Source organism: Dyadobacter sp. LHD-138 (assembly GCF_030929615.1).
In the GTDB taxonomy this organism is placed as follows: domain Bacteria; phylum Bacteroidota; class Bacteroidia; order Cytophagales; family Spirosomataceae; genus Dyadobacter.
In genome coordinates this window covers 182,024-198,653 of the sequence record NZ_JAVFVU010000010.1, presented here as the reverse complement: position 1 = coordinate 198,653, position 16,630 = coordinate 182,024, and the positions used below count along the sequence as shown (strand labels likewise).

Sequence of the window (16,630 nt, the reverse complement as noted above, 5' to 3'; positions counted from 1 at the left end):
CACGGTTCTTTCAGCTTTTGTTGTGTCGTAAACAGCAATTGAAACGGTTAATCTGTTCAAAAAAATTTACGCCAATCCTTATTATTTTTTATTCTAATTTATACTTCTAAAATATCCTCTTTTAAAGTCGCCGAAAGATGGTTTGCAAATGATAGCATCTTTTCCTCCGCAAAAAACGGTGCCATGATTTGTACCCCGATCGGCATACCGTCTCTATCGACACCATTTGGAATAGAAATCGCAGGATTTCCTACCACATTGGCCTGAACAGTAAATATATCGGCCAGATACATCTGCAAAGGATCATCCGTTTTCTCTCCAATGGTAAACGCAGTTGTCGGCGTAACCGGAGAAATCAGGAAGTCGAACTGTTCAAAAAAGCGTTCGGTTTCTTCTCGCACCAATCTTCTAACGCGTTGCGCCTTGGTATAGTATGCGTCGTAATAATTTGCACTTAAAACAAAAGTACCTAATAATATTCTTCTCCTCACTTCTTCTCCAAAACCTTCTGTACGTGTGTTCTTATAAAGTGCTTCCAAATCACCGGTGGCCACTGATCTGCTTCCGTACCTGACGCCATCAAATCTTGATAAATTCGAGCTGGCTTCGGCTGTGGTCAGAATATAATAGGTTGGTAATAAATAATCGAGAAGCGGCATTGCAATCGGCGTAACCTCATGTCCCTGGGCACGCAGGCGATTTAAAACATCAAGCGTCTGTTCCCTGATCTCAGGAGCAATCGCTTCATTTTCTACTGAATTCCGGAGATAGCCAATTCTGGCCTTTCCGCTCCATTCCAGTTTTTTTGTATAAGCGGGTACTGCCTTGGCAGATACGGTACTGTCAAAATCATCTCCACCTGCCATGATCTCCAGGATCAAAGCGGCATCTTCCACACTTTTCGTAATAGGCCCTATGCAGTCAAAAGAAGAAGCATAGGCTAAAAGTCCCCAGCGGGAAACCCGGCCGTACGATGGCTTCACCCCTATAACACCGCAAAAAGCAGCGGGCTGACGTACCGATCCTCCGGTATCGCTACCCAAAGAAACGTGGCATAAGCCTGCCTGCACGGCAACGGCAGAACCGCCCGACGAACCACCCGGAACTTTCGAAGGATCCGCGGCATTCAGTACCGGACCAAAAGATGAATTTTCATTGGAAGAACCCATGGCAAATTCGTCACAGTTTTGTCGACCGATAACGATGGCATCCTCATCCAGAAGACGCTGAACTGCCGTGGCGGTATAAGGAGATTTATAGGTATCCAGAATACGGCTTCCTGCCTGAACGCCGTGGCCTTTGTGGGCCAAAACATCTTTCAGACCAATGACAAGGCCTGCAAGCCGGCCAGCGGTTCCGTTCTTTATTTTTGTGTCAACCTCAGAAGCTAAAAGCAGGGCTTCTTCTGAATAAACATCAACGAAAACATTTAAATGGGCATTGGACTCAATCCTTTCCAAATAATGATTCACCAACTGCACGCAGGTCAAACCTCCTTCACGCAAATCATTTTGTATTTCGGTCAGCGTCGGGTACTCTTTCAACTTAATTATTTTTGGCGGGTAATAAATAAAGAATCAGAGCCATTTAAGTGTCTACTAAACGGCTCTGTTATGTACGCAATACGATGGAAAGATTACTTGGTGGTATCTTCCATACTTTTTTCAATATTCTCCTTTACGTCTTTGGTAGCGTTTTTGAATTCGTTAATTCCCTGGCCTAAACCACGCATTAACTCAGGAATTTTCTTCGCCCCGAAGAACAGCAAAACGAACAAGGCTACCAAAAATATCTCTTGTCCACCCAACCCCATAATTCCACCTAAAACAGTTACTGATTCCATATCTATTCTTTGATTATATGTTTACAAAAATACTTAATATTTCGAAAAGAACTAAAATAATCAGACACTTTATCCGATATTAATTGTTTTTTCGTTCTTTTCCCACTCGCTGAATTTACGAATATCCTCCCCCAGCGTCTTAATTAGCCATAGTACCAGGGCTATGTCATCCGTAATTCCTATAACCGGCAGAAAATCAGGGATAAGGTCAATCGGCGAAACAAAATAGATCAGCACCGCCACAATCGAAACCAGGCTTTTCCATGGCAGATTCTTGTAGGCACCCGAAGAATAAGCTTTCACCATCCTGATCAGCAACTGAACACTGCTCTGAAACTCGGCCAGGTTTCCTTTGAACCCCACGGTTTGTAATTTGCCGGCAACGTCTTTTACCAATTGAAATAAGCGACTGGTATTACTGGCATAACGTCCGGCCTTACCGGTGGCTTTTCTAAAAAAAATGGAATGTAATATTTTCGATATTAGTGACTCGTCATTCATTCTCTAAAATAAGAAAAAGTGATTTATGGTGCCAATATAACTATCTATTTACGTAAAAAATTGCATCACGGATGTGAGCGTGCTACTTTTCACACAAAAATTGAATCGGCTAGTCGTTTTAATAAATTATGTAACCTATTTTTAGGGTATATTTCAAAACATTAATTTTTACACAATTAAATACATTTTTTTATGAAGATTACTGTCGTAGGCGCTGGCGCTGTGGGTGCAACCACAGCCGACAATATCATTCGTCGCGAATTGGCGGAAGAATTAGTGTTGCTGGATATCAAAGAAGGTGTAAGTGAAGGAAAGTCATTGGATATGTACCAGACTGCCGCGTTGCTGGGTTTCAATACCAAGCCTGTTGGCTCCACCAATGACTATGAAAAAACAAAAGGATCTGACGTAGTTGTCATCACTTCCGGTATTCCCCGCAAACCTGGTATGACCCGCGAAGAGCTGATCGGAATTAATGCCGGCATCGTAAAATCAGTTACTGAAAATATTTTAAAATATTCTCCAAAAGCCATTATTATAGTCGTTTCCAATCCAATGGATACGATGACCTATCTTGCTTTCAAAGAAGCAGATATCCCTAAAAAACGGATTATCGGGATGGGCGGAGCTCTGGACAGTGCCCGTTTCAAGACCTATCTGGCCATGGCGATGGAAGTTTCCCCAAGTGATATCCACGGCATGGTAATCGGCGGACATGGTGATACAACCATGATTCCTTTAACACGCCTTGCCACTTATAATGGAATACCAGTAAGTCGTTTCCTTTCAGCCGAAAAACTTGAACAAATTGCTGCTGATACCATGATCGGGGGGGCGACATTGACCAAACTCATCGGAACCTCTGCCTGGTATGCACCGGGTGCAGCGGCAGCCATGATGGTTGAGAGCATCGTCCGCAACCAGAAACGCATTGTTCCCTGCGGTGTTTATCTGAACGGAGAATATGGCCAGAAAGATATTTGCATGGGCGTCCCTGTGGTTTTGGGCCGCAATGGCTGGGAAAAAATCATCAACCTGCGTTTGAGCGACGCAGAAAAAGCTGCTTACGAAAAATCAGCCGAAGCCGTTCGTGCGATGAATGGTGCATTGACGTTCTAATAAAAAAACATCAGGACTATAAATGAAAGAAGTCAACTTTTAAAAAGTTGACTTCTTTGTTATTCCCACTACGATACCCGACGTATTTTATCAGATCGAAACCTGGTATTGAAGAATCCAGGCGCCTTTTCTGCCGTCTTTCACCAACTCATTGGCAACGACGCCGTTTTTATAAACGGGACGATTTTCGTAATTCAAAGTCAGTTTTGCGTTATTTCCTTTAATAATCCAGTTGACCCCCACATTATAGAGATTCAACGGATCTTTTAAACGTTCATAATCCGAATGCTGTAAAGATGCAAATGGTATCAGCGTTCCCTGGCTGCCAAGCAATCCGTCTTTGAATTTATAGCCGGCTTGCGCATAGGTAACATTACCGGTCCCGAACATCGGGTAGGCATTACCATGCGTTCCGCTCGCGCCCGCTATCGGGAGTGTTGTCCCCGTTGCAGGATTCATGCTGCCGTTATAACGCAGGTAACCCTTACCATAATCCATGTGGAAAAATCCAAGGTAACCGGAAACTGCCGTCCCTTTTTCTTTGTCAAGCGGCATGTCAAGGTAAGACGCCACCGACCACAGATTCATATTGCTGTAAAGTGTATCAGCCCCTTCTCTTCTCCAGGTTGCATTTTTCTGTGCGATAAATCCAGCCTCAATATTCCAAACCTTACGTTTCCCCAGATAAGTACCGGTCATATAACCCGGTGTGGTATTGTCCTCTGTATCAAAAATATTATAGATCAATAATCCGTCAAGTTGCTTTTTGTGTTTCTTCTGAGCAAAAACTGCGTTGGCTCCTAACACCGGAGGAACAGATCCATTTGTTTCAATCGGAAAAGGATCGGCTACCGCTACCCGATAATTAAATTTACCAACTTGTCCACGGCTGTAAATGGCCAGTTTACGCGCAAACTGGTCCGTCTGATCTACCGTTGCCTGTGCAAATATTGGGACATCCATGGTCATGATGGTACCAATGCTTGGCTGAGAAAAACGAGAAAGGCCATTAACGACCGTCAAACCTCCCCCAAAACGGATGAAGCTATTGCCTTTGCGCTGAATCTCGTATTCACCAAGCGCGTCATGGAAGAATGCGGCGACTTTTCTGTTGCTCGGCGTTCCGGCCGTATTATAACCCGGGAAACCATTTGTTTTATTAAAATTGTTTAATCCAAACTGTGTATAAAAAAAGACACGATCGGTGATCTGCCCAAACAGCTGCATCCGCGTACGACGCAGACCAATATCAAAAGTGTTGGTAGCAGGATCGCTCAAAACCGTTGTGCCAGGATTGTTCTCATTGAACCGGAACCAGGCCTGATTGGTAAATGTGAATTTGATATAATGCGAGCCCGAAGGATTTAAACTATACCGGATATCGCTTTTGTTATTGTCATTCGTTGGCTTGATTTCCGCCATGACTCCAGATGAAGCCAGTAAAATTGAACAAAGTACTTTTTTCATTCCCATACGTTTATTGTTTCATAGCTAATAGCGTATATTACCCTTAATAAAGAGTTGAACGTTATTAAAAAATAGGTTAAAATGTTTCTTTTAGTAAAAAAAGAATGCCGTTTAAACATGTCTCTTTACAACCGTTGCACCAAACAGAAGTACATTTTTAACGGCGTTATACTGTTTTTATTTTTGTTTTTTTCTTCTGCAACCGCACAGGAGACGCCTCCGCTTGTCAATTTTCCGAATACACTCTATAAAGCGCACAACCAGAACTGGGCCATAGATCAAAGCAAGGACAACGTCCTTTACGCTGCAAATTCTGATGGGCTGCTTGAATATGATGGCGCGGTATGGAAGTTATATCCTTTCCATAACCGACAGATTGTCAGGACAGTTTTATGCGACACCGCACCGAGTGGGGGTACCCGCGTTTATGTCGGTGGATATTCCGAATTCGGGTATTGGAAAAAGAATGAAAAGAGCCAGCTGGTCTATCATTCGTTAAGCAAAGGCACCAATTTTAAAAGTTTACAAACAGAAGAAATCTGGCATATTTTAAAGGCCGGAAATAATATTTACTTCCAGTCATTCTCCCGAATTTACCGGTACGACGGCAAAAAAATCACTGAACTGCTCTCGAAAGACAATTTCATGTTCATGCGGAATGTCAGGAACAGACTTTTCATACAGTTCCTCAACAAAGGACTCTATGAACTGGTCGGAAATAAGTTTGTAAAACTAGCCGGCAGTGAATTTTTCGCATCGGCTGTTGTTACGAGTATCCTTCCGTTTTCCGACAACCGGGTTTTAATTACAACTTCCAAACAAGGTTTATTTATCTGGGATAACAGAAAGTTTTCAGAATGGAAAATAGCTATCGCCGGTGATTTAAAACAAAATATTATCAACAAAGCCGTCGTGCTAAGCGCGGACAGCAGTTTTGCTTTTGGCACGATTTCAAACGGATTATACATCATCGACAAAAACGGAAATTTAAAATACCAGATCAAAAAGGAAAATGGTCTGCAAAACAACACCGTTTTATCCCTGTTTGAGGATAGTCGCAAACATTTGTGGCTGGGTCTCGACCAGGGTATAGACCTTATTAAACTCTCTTCCCCGATTACTTCCTATCAAACCAATGACAACCCACTCGGATCTGCCTATGCCGCAGCGATCTGGAAGGATAAACTTTACATTGGCTCTAATAACGGTGTATTTGTAAAGAAATGGCCGTCGTCCGAGCCATTCCGGCCAATCCGGGGACTGGAAGGGCAAACCTGGAATTTAAAAGTACTGAACGATCAATTGCTGGTTGGCCACAATGACGCTACTTTCCGGATTGAAGAAAACGGCGTCAAAAAAATATCTCCAATCAACGGGGGCTGGGTATTTATGCCCATCGCCACAAAACAAGATACACTGTTGCTTCAGGGATCTTATACCGGGCTGCATACTTACAAAAGAGACCCTAAGGGCATCTGGACTTATCATGCCGCCGTGAAAGGCATTCCGCCAATTCCCGCCAAACAGATCGTCAGGACAAAAGATGGTTCTTTTTGGATTGCCCACGCTTACAGGGGTTTGTATCATATCGTTTTAACACCCGCACTGGATTCCGCAATTTCGTGGAAAGAGTACCGCTCGCCCCAGGATATCCCAAGTGAATATGCTGTTGAGATCACGCCCTGGAAACAAGGTGTATTGGTGCGGTCGGGGAATAACTTCTTCCAGCCAGACAATAACCACAAACTCCTGCCTTATAAGAATCTGGGCATCCTGGATGACAATGTCTTTAAAATCAGAACCGGCAGCGACGGCGACTGGTTTAAAATCTACCTTAATCAGGTTGTTTTTTATCATAAAAACGAGCCAAGGACACTGGAACTAGCGTTGATCCGCAATAGTGAGACCGTCATACCTTTATCGAAAAGGTATTATTTCTTTTGCCTTGACAATGGTTACGCCTTATATGACCGAAATTTTGGAGAAAAACCCGTCACCGCAACTTTAAAACCGGCAATCCGCAAGGTTATTAACCTGAGAAACCTGTCGGAGGTGTTTCAGACCAAAAGCAATCCCACTTTACCAGCGGATGTTCGCTCAATCCGAATCATGTACGCATTGCCGGTTTTCGGGCAGGATGTACAATACAAATACCGTCTACGAGGGCTTTCGGAACAATGGTCAGAATGGACCGATGAAAGTTATGTTGACTACACCAACCTGGCTTCCGACAAATACATCTTTGAAATAAAAAGTGGCCTGAATAATCAGATCACGACCTATCATTTTACCGTCAAACCCTACTGGTATGAGACAGGGTGGGCGAGACTTCTGTTTATTTTGATTGCTGCCGCAGTTTTAACGGGCATTATCATTTTTCAGGAAAAAAGACTGGTCAGTCACCGGCAAAAACTGATCAAGGAACAGGAAGAAAAACTCCGCCAGCAAAAACTGATTAGTGAAAGAAGGATTATTGAAATCACCAATGAAAACCTTCAGAATGAAATCAAAAATAAAAGTCAGCAACTGAGCAATGTCGCGATTAACGTGGTTCGTAAAAATGAAATTCTGCAAGAGATACGTGATGAGCTGCAACAGGTGAAGCAGGAACTCGGACAGCAGCTCCCAAATATTCATTACCAGAAATTGTTAAACAGTATAGAAAGAAACGTAGCAGGCAAAGATGACTGGGTATTGTTTGAAGAAAATTTCAACGAAGTTCATGATGAATTTTTCAAAAGACTGAAAAGAATATGCCCTGCTATCTCTCCCTCCGAACTACGCCTTGCCGCTTGCCTGCGTATGAATCTTTCCAGTAAAGAAATGGCTCCCGTACTTGGAATTTCTGTCCGTGGAATCGAAATCAAGCGTTATCGTCTAAGAAAAAAACTGGACTTAGACAACGATCTTAACCTGACGGAGTATATGATGGACGTATGAATGGATGAGACAAAACCAATTTTAATGCAATAAAATACTATATTTTGTTGCATTATTCTCATTGATGTAGTGGTGATGTAGTGGTATTTTTGACAATGGCCATGATTAGTACTTAGCTTTGGAAGACAATTTAATCTTCTAAAAGTTCAATACACTTAATTAATCACCAATGAATGGATATGTACGATCACTGTACTTGTTGATATTTCTGACGTGCAGCACCACGCTTGCATTCGCTCAGGAAATTAACATAACAGGCAAGGTCACTTCAGCAGCAGACGGCTCAGCGCTTCCGGGAGCCAGTGTATTACTTAAAGGAACAACCACTGGAGTTCCTACTGATAGCGATGGCAGTTTTAACATCAAGGTTCCTTCTTCGAGCTCGGTTCTGGTTATTTCGATGATTGGGATGCTCACGCAGGAAATAACCGTTGGCGCAAACTCGGTTATTAATGTAGCACTTCAGGAAGATGCCCGCGCTTTAAATGAAGTAGTGGTGATTGGATACGGGTCACAAAGAAAGGTAGACGTAACGGGGTCTGTGGTTTCAATCAAGGGAGCGGAAATCTCCAAGCAATCTTCCATGAACCCGGTTAGCGGTCTTCAGGGAAAAGTTGCCGGTGTCCAGGTAAACAATTCCGGAAAACCAGGCGAAGCGCCTCAAATCCGTATCCGCGGCGTCGGTACGGCCTATGGTAGCCCTAACCCGCTTTATGTTGTAGATGGTGTCTGGTTTGACGATATCAGCTTCCTAAACTCGGCGGATATTGAAAGTATGAATATCCTGAAAGATGCATCAAGCCAATCCATTTATGGGGTACGTGCAGCAAATGGTGTTGTGCTGATCACGACAAAAAAAGGGAAATCCGGCAAAGCAATCGTCGATTACAATGGTTATGTCGGTGTTCAAAAAGTGACCAACCAGGTCAAAATGGCAAATGCGAATCAGTATGCAACGATTATTAATGAGTTGAGCAATATCAACGGCGGAAAGCAGATTTTGGATCCGACCCAATATGGCGAGGGTACAGACTGGTACAAGCAGATCCTCCGTGATGCATTCATCACCAATCACCAGATTTCTGTGAGCGGCGGTGGCGAAAAATCAACTTACAATTTCTCTCTGGGCTATCTGAACCAGGATGGTATTGTTGAAAAAAATAATTTCAAACGTTATACAGCCCGTTTCCAGAATGATTTCCAGGTTGCCAAAAATCTTCGTGTTGGTTATACAGCAACAGGGGCTTTCAGCAAATCCCGGGACGAAGCAGGCGGTATTTTCAGACAGTTATACGCTGCGTCTCCCGCGCTTTCCGTGTACAATGCTGACGGAACCTATGGAGATCCCTCCAAACTGAATCTTGGAGATGGTGCCAATTTTAATCCGCAGGTTACGGTTGATGTTTACAATCAAAACACAAAAAAGACACTTCTGACAGCCAATGCCTACGCAGAATTGTCATTCCTGAAAGACTTCACATTCAAAACCAGCCTTGGTGGTCGTTATTCACAGGATGAGACAAGGGCTTATGTACCGGTTTACGCGGCTACGGTTGCACAACGCAACACCAACAGTCTTTTGACCTTCACACGTCCACAAGCACGTTACTGGATCTTTGAAAATACATTAACCTATACCAAAGAGATCGGGAAACATAATTTCACAGTTCTTCTCGGACAGTCCGCACAACATGACCAGTCGTATAAATTAACGGCTTCCGCCCGCGATGTTCCTTATGCCAGTGAAGGTGATTTATACCTTACATTGGGTAACGTGAATGGAAGAAACGTAACGGACGAAGGAGATCTTGCTACATATTCTTCCTACTTCGGACGTGTTAACTACGCATTTTCTGACCGGTATCTCATCAATGCATCTTTAAGAGCGGATGGATCATCCAAATTTTATCAGGGCGGTAATGCCTGGGGCTATTTTCCATCGGTAGGTGCCGGCTGGGTTATCAGCAATGAAAGTTTCATGAAAGATCAAAAGATATTTGATAACCTTAAACTTCGTGCAAGCTGGGGTAAAATAGGGAATGCCTCGGTTCCTTCAAACCTGTCTACCCTGACGGTTGCAACCGGAGGAAATTTGGCTGCTATTTTTGGTGGAACGGTTAACACGGGTGCAAGTATCAACTCCATCATCCCGCCGGTGACCGTTTGGGAACGTGGTGTGGGAACAGATATCGGTTTGGAAGCTTCCTTGATGAAAAATCGCCTTACTGTTGAACTGGATTATTATACCAAGAAAACCGAACGTGCGATTTTCGATCTTCCCATCCTGGCTTCAATCGGAACAGCCACTGGAAAAATCATCGGCAACCAGGCTGATTTCCAAAACAAAGGCTTCGAAGCGGCTATCAGCTGGAAAGAGGATATCGGCGAAAACCTTTCTTACAGCATTGGCGTGAACGGAAGCGTTAACAATAACAAAGTATTATCTGTGTCCACTGGTGCCAATCCAATTTATGATGGTGGCGTTGGACTTACGGGCGGTGCACTCGCAACAAGAACAAGAGTCGGAGATCCGATTGGTTCGTTCTACGGATACATCGTGGATGGCATTTTCCAAAACCAGGCAGAAATTGACGGATCGGCTCAGAAAACGGCTAAACCGGGTGATTTCAGATACCGCGACATCAGTGGAAGCGCTGGTACACCGGATGGCAACATCACCGGGTTGGACCGCCAGATCATTGGAAATCCTAATCCAAAATATACCTATGGTATCAACACCAGCTGGAATTACAAATGGTTCGATTTGATGCTGGATTTCCAAGGGGTTGCCAAAGTTGATATCTACAATGCAAACATGGGATGGCGTTTTGGTAACGAAAATTTCACCAAGGATTATTTCGATAACAGATGGCATGGTGAAGGTACTTCGAATACATACCCGTCTGCGAACATCGGTGGCGGAACCAACTACCTTCCGAATTCATTTTTCGTTCAAAGCGGAAGCTACTTCCGTGTCAGAAATGCGCAGCTTGGATATACTTTCCCTGCAAAAATTACGGATCGTCTCAAACTAAAAAAATTGAGAATCTACGCCAATGCGCAAAATGCTCTTAATTTCTTCAAATACAAAGGACTTTCGCCAGAAGTAAGAGCAAACGAAAACAAGCCAACCCAGGCAGGTATTGATGCTAACGTGTATCCGTTATCAGCAACCTACAACTTTGGTATCAATGTTACTTTCTAAGACGAACCGGACTATGAAAAATATAAATTTTAAAACAGGATTGGGAAGGATCGGACTTTATGCCGGTCTGGCTTCCATATTATTTTTACCTACATCATGCCAGGACAGTTTCCTGGATACAGATCCGCAAGGTAAGCAGTCAGGAGACGTTTTCTGGCAAAATGAAGGAGATGCAACCAAGGCGGTGAATGCCATGTACGCCAACCTTCGCAGCTGGGAGAATACAGCCTTCGCTCCAATCGCGATCGAAAGCGTGGGATCTGACGAAACGGAAAAGGGAAGCTCAGCATCTGATGCGACGTTTTTTAACGCCTATGACAACTTTTCAGTAGGCTCAACGGAAGGACAGCTGGATGGATTCTGGAAAGGCCAGTATGTGAATATTAACTATGCCAATCAGGTACTCGATAATGTTCCGGCCATTGAAATGACGGCTGCTTTAAAAGACCGCTATCTGGCCGAAGCAAAATTTGTCCGTGCTTATTCTTATTTCAGACTGGTGCGTGCCTTCGGAGATATTCCGCTACGTCTGAAAGTACCTGCCGGAACTGCGGAATACAATATTCCACGTTCGGCAAAAGCCGAAGTTTATGCTGCCATTGAAAAGGATCTGACGGAAGCCGCAGCGGTATTGCCCGTTTCTTACGGAGCATCGGATCTTGGCCGTGCTACCAAAGGAGCTGCACTTTCACTGCATGCAAAAGTATCCATGTACCAGCAGAAATGGCAGCAGGTATATGACCTGACAACGCAGGTGGTCAATTCAGGGAAGTATACACTTTTCGCCGACTACTACCAGTTGTTTAGAGTCAAGAATGAGAACGCTTCGGAATCAATCTTCGAGATTCAGAATGAACTTGTACTTGAAAACAAGGATGCTTCCAATTCACAGTATTCTCAGGTTCAGGGAACGAGAGGAGTGGTTGGCGGAGGCTGGGGTTTTAATGTCCCGACAAAAGCATTGGCAGACAGTTATGAAACCGGTGACCCAAGAAGGGATGCAACCATTATTTTCCGCGGTGAAACCACACCAGAAGGTGATGTAATCCCTGCCACAGGAGATAACCCGATGTACAACCAAAAATCATATGTACCATTTAGCCTGTTCGTTTCAGGATTTAATGAAGGAGCGCAGCAAAATGTGCGTGTAATCCGCTATGCTGATGTATTGCTGATGAACGCAGAAGCGGCCAATGAACTGGGAAAAAGCGCAGAGGCCCTGGCATCTCTTGAATTGGTACGTGCGAGAGCCCGAGGTGCAAGTACTACGATTTTACCAAAAGTGACTGCAACTGAAAAAGCGACATTGCAAAAAGCAATCTGGAAAGAGCGTCAGTCTGAGTTGGCGATGGAATACGACCGTTATTTCGATGTCATCCGTCAGGGAAGAGGAACGGAAGTTTTTGGTCCCAAAGGATGGAAAGCTAATAAAAATGAAGTGTGGCCGGTACCCCAAACAGAAATCGACCTGAGCGGTGGGATACTAACCCAAAATACAGGGTATTAAATTAACCTAACTATAAACTTGAAAAGACCCGCGGCAGTGATAAAAGAAATCAGATGTTCTGACATTTCCGAAAATCACTTCTGCGGGTTCTTTTTGCCTAATCAGGAGAAAATCACTCCAAACATCAGCCTTGCCGTGAAAAATCACTCTTTATTATTGCTCCTTCTGACGTTTATTGCCTTTGGCTGTAACAGCGGCAAGGTCGGTGCACCCGACGTTATCAAGCCTTCCACTTTTGTTGTAGACTCCACAGACAAATTCCCGGTTGTTACGGACGAGGCGCTCCTGACATTGGTTCAAAAACAAACTTTTAAATACTTCTGGGACTTCGCACACCCGGTTAGCGGTTTGGCAAGAGAAAGAAATACTTCCGGTGATGTAGTTACCTCCGGTGGCAGCGGTTTTGGGATTATGACCATCCCTGTCGCTATTGAAAGAGGATTTATTACAAGAGCAGAAGGTCTGCAGAGGATGCAGAAAATCACCGGGTTCTTAAAAAGCAATACCCAAAAATTCCACGGCGCATTCCCGCACTGGATCAACGGAAGCACCGGAGTCGTTGTCCCATTCAGCACAAAAGACGACGGGGCTGATCTGGTTGAAACTTCTTACCTCATCCAAGGATTACTAACCGCCAGACAATATTTCAACGGAACAGACGCCGCCGAAACCGCATTGAGAAATGACATCAATACGATCTGGCATGGCGTTGAATGGGACTGGTTCAGAAAAAACAAGGAAAATGTTTTGTATTGGCACTGGAGCCCCAAGTATAACTGGGATATGAACCTGCCCATCAAAGGGTGGAATGAATGCCTGATCACGTATGCGCTTGCGGTTTCTTCGCCAACACATCCCATACCAAAAATTGTTTATGACAATGGCTGGACGGGAAATGGCTCCTTTGTCAATGGAAGAGAATATCTCGGTATCACGCTTCCGCTGGGAGACGCCTATGGCGGACCGCTGTTTTTCTCTCAATACTCCTTTCTCGGTCTGAATCCGAAGCTGCTTGTTGACAAGTACACGAATTATTTTAACCAAAACCGCAGTCATGCTTTAATCAATTTTAACTATTGCAAAACCAACCCTCTGAAATATTACGGATATAGTGATCAATGCTGGGGACTGACAGCAAGTGATATTCCGGACGGATACAGTGCCAGTTCACCGACCAATGATCAGGGGGTTATTGCACCCACCGCTGCTTTATCGTCCTTTCCTTACACGCCTGTCGAATCGATGCAAGCTTTAAAATTTTTCTATTACAAACTGGGGGACAAAATCTGGGGAGACTATGGTTTTTACGATGCATTTTCCCTGAAACAGCCCTGGTTTGCCAATTCCTATCTGGCAATCGATCAGGGGCCTATCATCATCATGATTGAAAACCACCGCAGCCAGTTATTATGGAATTTGTTTATGAGCTGCCCGGAAATCAAAACCGGCTTAAAAAATCTGGACTTTCAGAGTCCCGGTTTATAGTTTCTCAACGAAAAATTATTGAAAAAGAAATTAATTAACCAATCATGAAATATATACTTTTAAACATAGCCATTTTATACTGTCTGCTGTTTTCTACGACAGACAGTTTAGCACAAAAGAAAAAGGCAACGGCGCCCATCCCAGCTTTCAACCCTGCCAACAGGCCTAAAAACTTATCGGATACCGCACTGCTTGAGCTCGTACAGAAACAGACATTTCGTTATTTCTGGGATTTTGGACATCCTGTGAGCGGCATGGCGCGCGAAAGGAGCAACGCGGCATTTGACTATGGCGATGAAGTAGTCACTACCGGCGGAACCGGTTTTGGTATCATGGCCATGATCGTAGCGGCAGAACGTGGCTGGGTACCCCGGGATTCGGTGTCTGCGAGGTTGTTAAAAATGGTAAAATTCTTGTCCAAAGCCGATCATTATCACGGCATATTCCCGCACTGGCTTAATGGGGGAACCGGGAAAATTATTCCATTTAGCCGTAAAGACGACGGCGGGGATTTAGTGGAATCTTCATTTTTGTTCCAGGGACTGCTTTGTGCAAAACAGTATTTTAATGGAAACAGCGACACGGAACGCGACCTCAGAAACAGAATAACCTGGATTTGGGACGAGGCCGAGTGGGATTGGTACACCCGGGATAATCCTGACCAGCTGTTCTGGCATTGGAGCCCCAATAACGGCTGGGCCATGAACTTCGAACTAAGAGGCTACAACGAGGCACTGATTACATACATTCTGGCGGCTTCATCCCCGCGTTATCCCATCAGTGCTCAGGTTTATAATAAATGCTGGGCACAAAGCGATCATTTCAGAAACGGCAAAGAATTTTACGGCGTTAAACTTCCTTTGGGATTTGATTTTGGAGGACCACTATTCTTCGCCCATTACTCGTTCCTGGGCCTGGACCCCCGTAACCTCAAAGACCAATACGCCAATTACTGGGAGCAAAATATGAATCACACCATGATCAATTATAAGCACTGTGTGGCAAATCCTGGTAAATTCAAAGGTTATGGAGAAAATAGCTGGGGACTTACTGCCAGCGATACCTACAATGGTTACAACGCTTTTTCACCAACCAATGATTTTGGAACGATCACGCCAACCGCGGCCTTGTCCTCCTTCCCGTATACACCGGAACAATCCATGAAGGCTTTAAAGCATTTCTATAACGATCTGGGTGATAAAATATGGAGTGAATACGGTTTTACGGACTCCTTCAACGAATCTCAAAACTGGTATGCAAAATCCCATCTGGCAATTGATCAGGGCCCCATCATCGTCATGATTGAAAATTACAGAACCGGTCTTTTATGGAAATTATTCATGAGTAATCCGGACGTGCAGAATGGTTTAAAAAAACTGAATTTCGAAAGTCCTGCTTTGAAAGCAATCAGCAAAAATTGATCATTCATTACCCAATATTCGCAGGAATCAGAAGCCGATACTGATCTTTCAAATTTATAAAATAAATTGTACCTTAATGGTATTTCTCAGCCTTCCGGGATCGAAAAAAAATCCCGGAAGGCACTTATACCTGAACAATTTATGATGAACGCATTCTACAAAATCGGAGCCCTTCTTCTGGTCATGGCTACAATGACCTTAAGCGCCGCCGCCCAGATCTGGCGTGCCATAGAACCTGAAAATCTTCCCGATAAAAGGCACGAAAATGCGATGTCCCATGCCAATGGAAAACTGTATCTATTGGGTGGTCGTGGATTAAAATCCGTCGACGAATATGACCCCAAAAAAGACACCTGGGTTACGCTTAGCAAAGCGCCTTTGGAAATGAGTCATTTTCAGGCCCTGTCTTTTAAAAATGAAATTTATGTTTTGGGGGCATTTACCGGAAGTTTTCCCCACGAAACCCCTATTCCCAACATTTACATCTTCAATCCGCTTAAAAACGAGTGGCGCATGGGACCGGAAATCCCTGAAAACCGGAGACGTGGCGCAGCCGGTGCTTTTGTATTACATGATAAAATATATCTGGTTTGCGGAATCCAGGATGGACATTGGGACGGACACGTAGCCTGGTTCGATGAATATAACCCTGCCACCCAGACCTGGCAACAACTCCCAGAGGCGCCCCGCCCGCGTGATCACGTACAAGTTGCCGTGGTAGACAATAAACTTTATGTGGCCGGCGGCCGGTTATCCACTGCGAGAATTAACCAGGTTATCAATACGACGATTGCCGAAGTAGACGTTTACGATTTTAAAACAGGTAAATGGACAACGCTGGACGCTTCAAATAATATTCCAACAAAACGCGCAGGAAACACGACGATTGCCTGGGACAGAAAAATCCTCGTCATTGGCGGCGAAAGCGATGCCCATGTGGAGGCCCACAACGAAGTAGAAGCATTTAATACCCAAACGCAAAAATGGGAAAAATATCCATCCATGCACCAGGGCCGGCATGGCACCCAGGCTGTTTTAATGCGTAAAAAAGTGTACATCGCAGCCGGCGCCGCTAATCGTGGTGTTGGTCCTGAGCTAAATACAATGGAAGTTCTGGAAGAATAATCAATTACAATCAGACT

General features: G+C 44.2%; 11 protein-coding genes. 7 read left to right on the top strand and 4 right to left on the bottom strand.

The annotated features are described in order from the left end of the window. Positions 1–98: 98 nt before the first annotated feature. The 3 genes from gatA to RB622_RS09570 form a co-directional block, all read right to left on the bottom strand. A complete protein-coding gene (gatA, locus tag RB622_RS09580; protein WP_308046326.1) occupies positions 99–1,544 on the bottom strand; it encodes an Asp-tRNA(Asn)/Glu-tRNA(Gln) amidotransferase subunit GatA in 1,446 nt (481 codons plus the stop codon). Positions 1,545–1,636: 92 nt separating this feature from the next. Continuing rightward, on the bottom strand, positions 1,637–1,843 hold the full coding sequence (locus RB622_RS09575; protein ID WP_090341378.1) for a twin-arginine translocase TatA/TatE family subunit: 207 nt from the start codon (positions 1,841–1,843) through the stop codon (positions 1,637–1,639). Between the two features lie 69 nt (positions 1,844–1,912). After that, positions 1,913–2,344 (bottom strand): YkvA family protein, encoded by a 432-nt coding sequence (locus tag RB622_RS09570; protein WP_308046325.1) that lies wholly within the window; start codon positions 2,342–2,344, stop codon positions 1,913–1,915. A gap of 192 nt (positions 2,345–2,536) precedes the next feature. Between RB622_RS09570 and mdh the strand changes: the two genes are divergently transcribed. After that, positions 2,537–3,463 carry a malate dehydrogenase gene (gene mdh, locus RB622_RS09565; RefSeq protein ID WP_308046324.1) on the top strand — a complete coding sequence of 309 codons (927 nt, stop codon included), beginning with the start codon at positions 2,537–2,539 and terminating at the stop codon, positions 3,461–3,463. Between the two features lie 90 nt (positions 3,464–3,553). On the opposite strand, the gene RB622_RS09560 is transcribed toward mdh, so the two are convergent. Continuing rightward, the gene (locus RB622_RS09560) at positions 3,554–4,930 is read right to left on the bottom strand and encodes a hypothetical protein (protein WP_308046323.1); all 1,377 of its coding nucleotides are present in this window, start codon (positions 4,928–4,930) and stop codon (positions 3,554–3,556) included. A gap of 81 nt (positions 4,931–5,011) precedes the next feature. Here RB622_RS09560 and RB622_RS09555 point away from each other — a divergent pair, with 81 nt between their 5' ends. The 6 genes from RB622_RS09555 (at position 5,012) to RB622_RS09530 (ending at position 16,613) form a co-directional block, all read left to right on the top strand. Then, positions 5,012–7,870 (top strand): triple tyrosine motif-containing protein, encoded by a 2,859-nt coding sequence (locus RB622_RS09555; RefSeq protein ID WP_308046322.1) that lies wholly within the window; start codon positions 5,012–5,014, stop codon positions 7,868–7,870. A 169-nt stretch (positions 7,871–8,039) separates the two neighbouring features. Next, positions 8,040–11,075, top strand: coding sequence for a TonB-dependent receptor (locus RB622_RS09550; RefSeq protein ID WP_308046321.1), 3,036 nt, complete (start codon positions 8,040–8,042; stop codon positions 11,073–11,075). 13 nt (positions 11,076–11,088) lie between these two features. Then, positions 11,089–12,582 (top strand): RagB/SusD family nutrient uptake outer membrane protein, encoded by a 1,494-nt coding sequence (locus RB622_RS09545; RefSeq protein ID WP_308046320.1) that lies wholly within the window; start codon positions 11,089–11,091, stop codon positions 12,580–12,582. A 135-nt stretch (positions 12,583–12,717) separates the two neighbouring features. Next, positions 12,718–14,067 carry a glucoamylase family protein gene (locus RB622_RS09540; RefSeq protein WP_308046319.1) on the top strand — a complete coding sequence of 450 codons (1,350 nt, stop codon included), beginning with the start codon at positions 12,718–12,720 and terminating at the stop codon, positions 14,065–14,067. A 44-nt stretch (positions 14,068–14,111) separates the two neighbouring features. Continuing rightward, a complete protein-coding gene (locus RB622_RS09535; RefSeq protein WP_308046318.1) occupies positions 14,112–15,488 on the top strand; it encodes a glucoamylase family protein in 1,377 nt (458 codons plus the stop codon). Positions 15,489–15,629: 141 nt separating this feature from the next. Next, the gene (locus RB622_RS09530) at positions 15,630–16,613 is read left to right on the top strand and encodes a kelch repeat-containing protein (RefSeq protein WP_308046317.1); all 984 of its coding nucleotides are present in this window, start codon (positions 15,630–15,632) and stop codon (positions 16,611–16,613) included. Positions 16,614–16,630 lie beyond the last annotated feature (17 nt).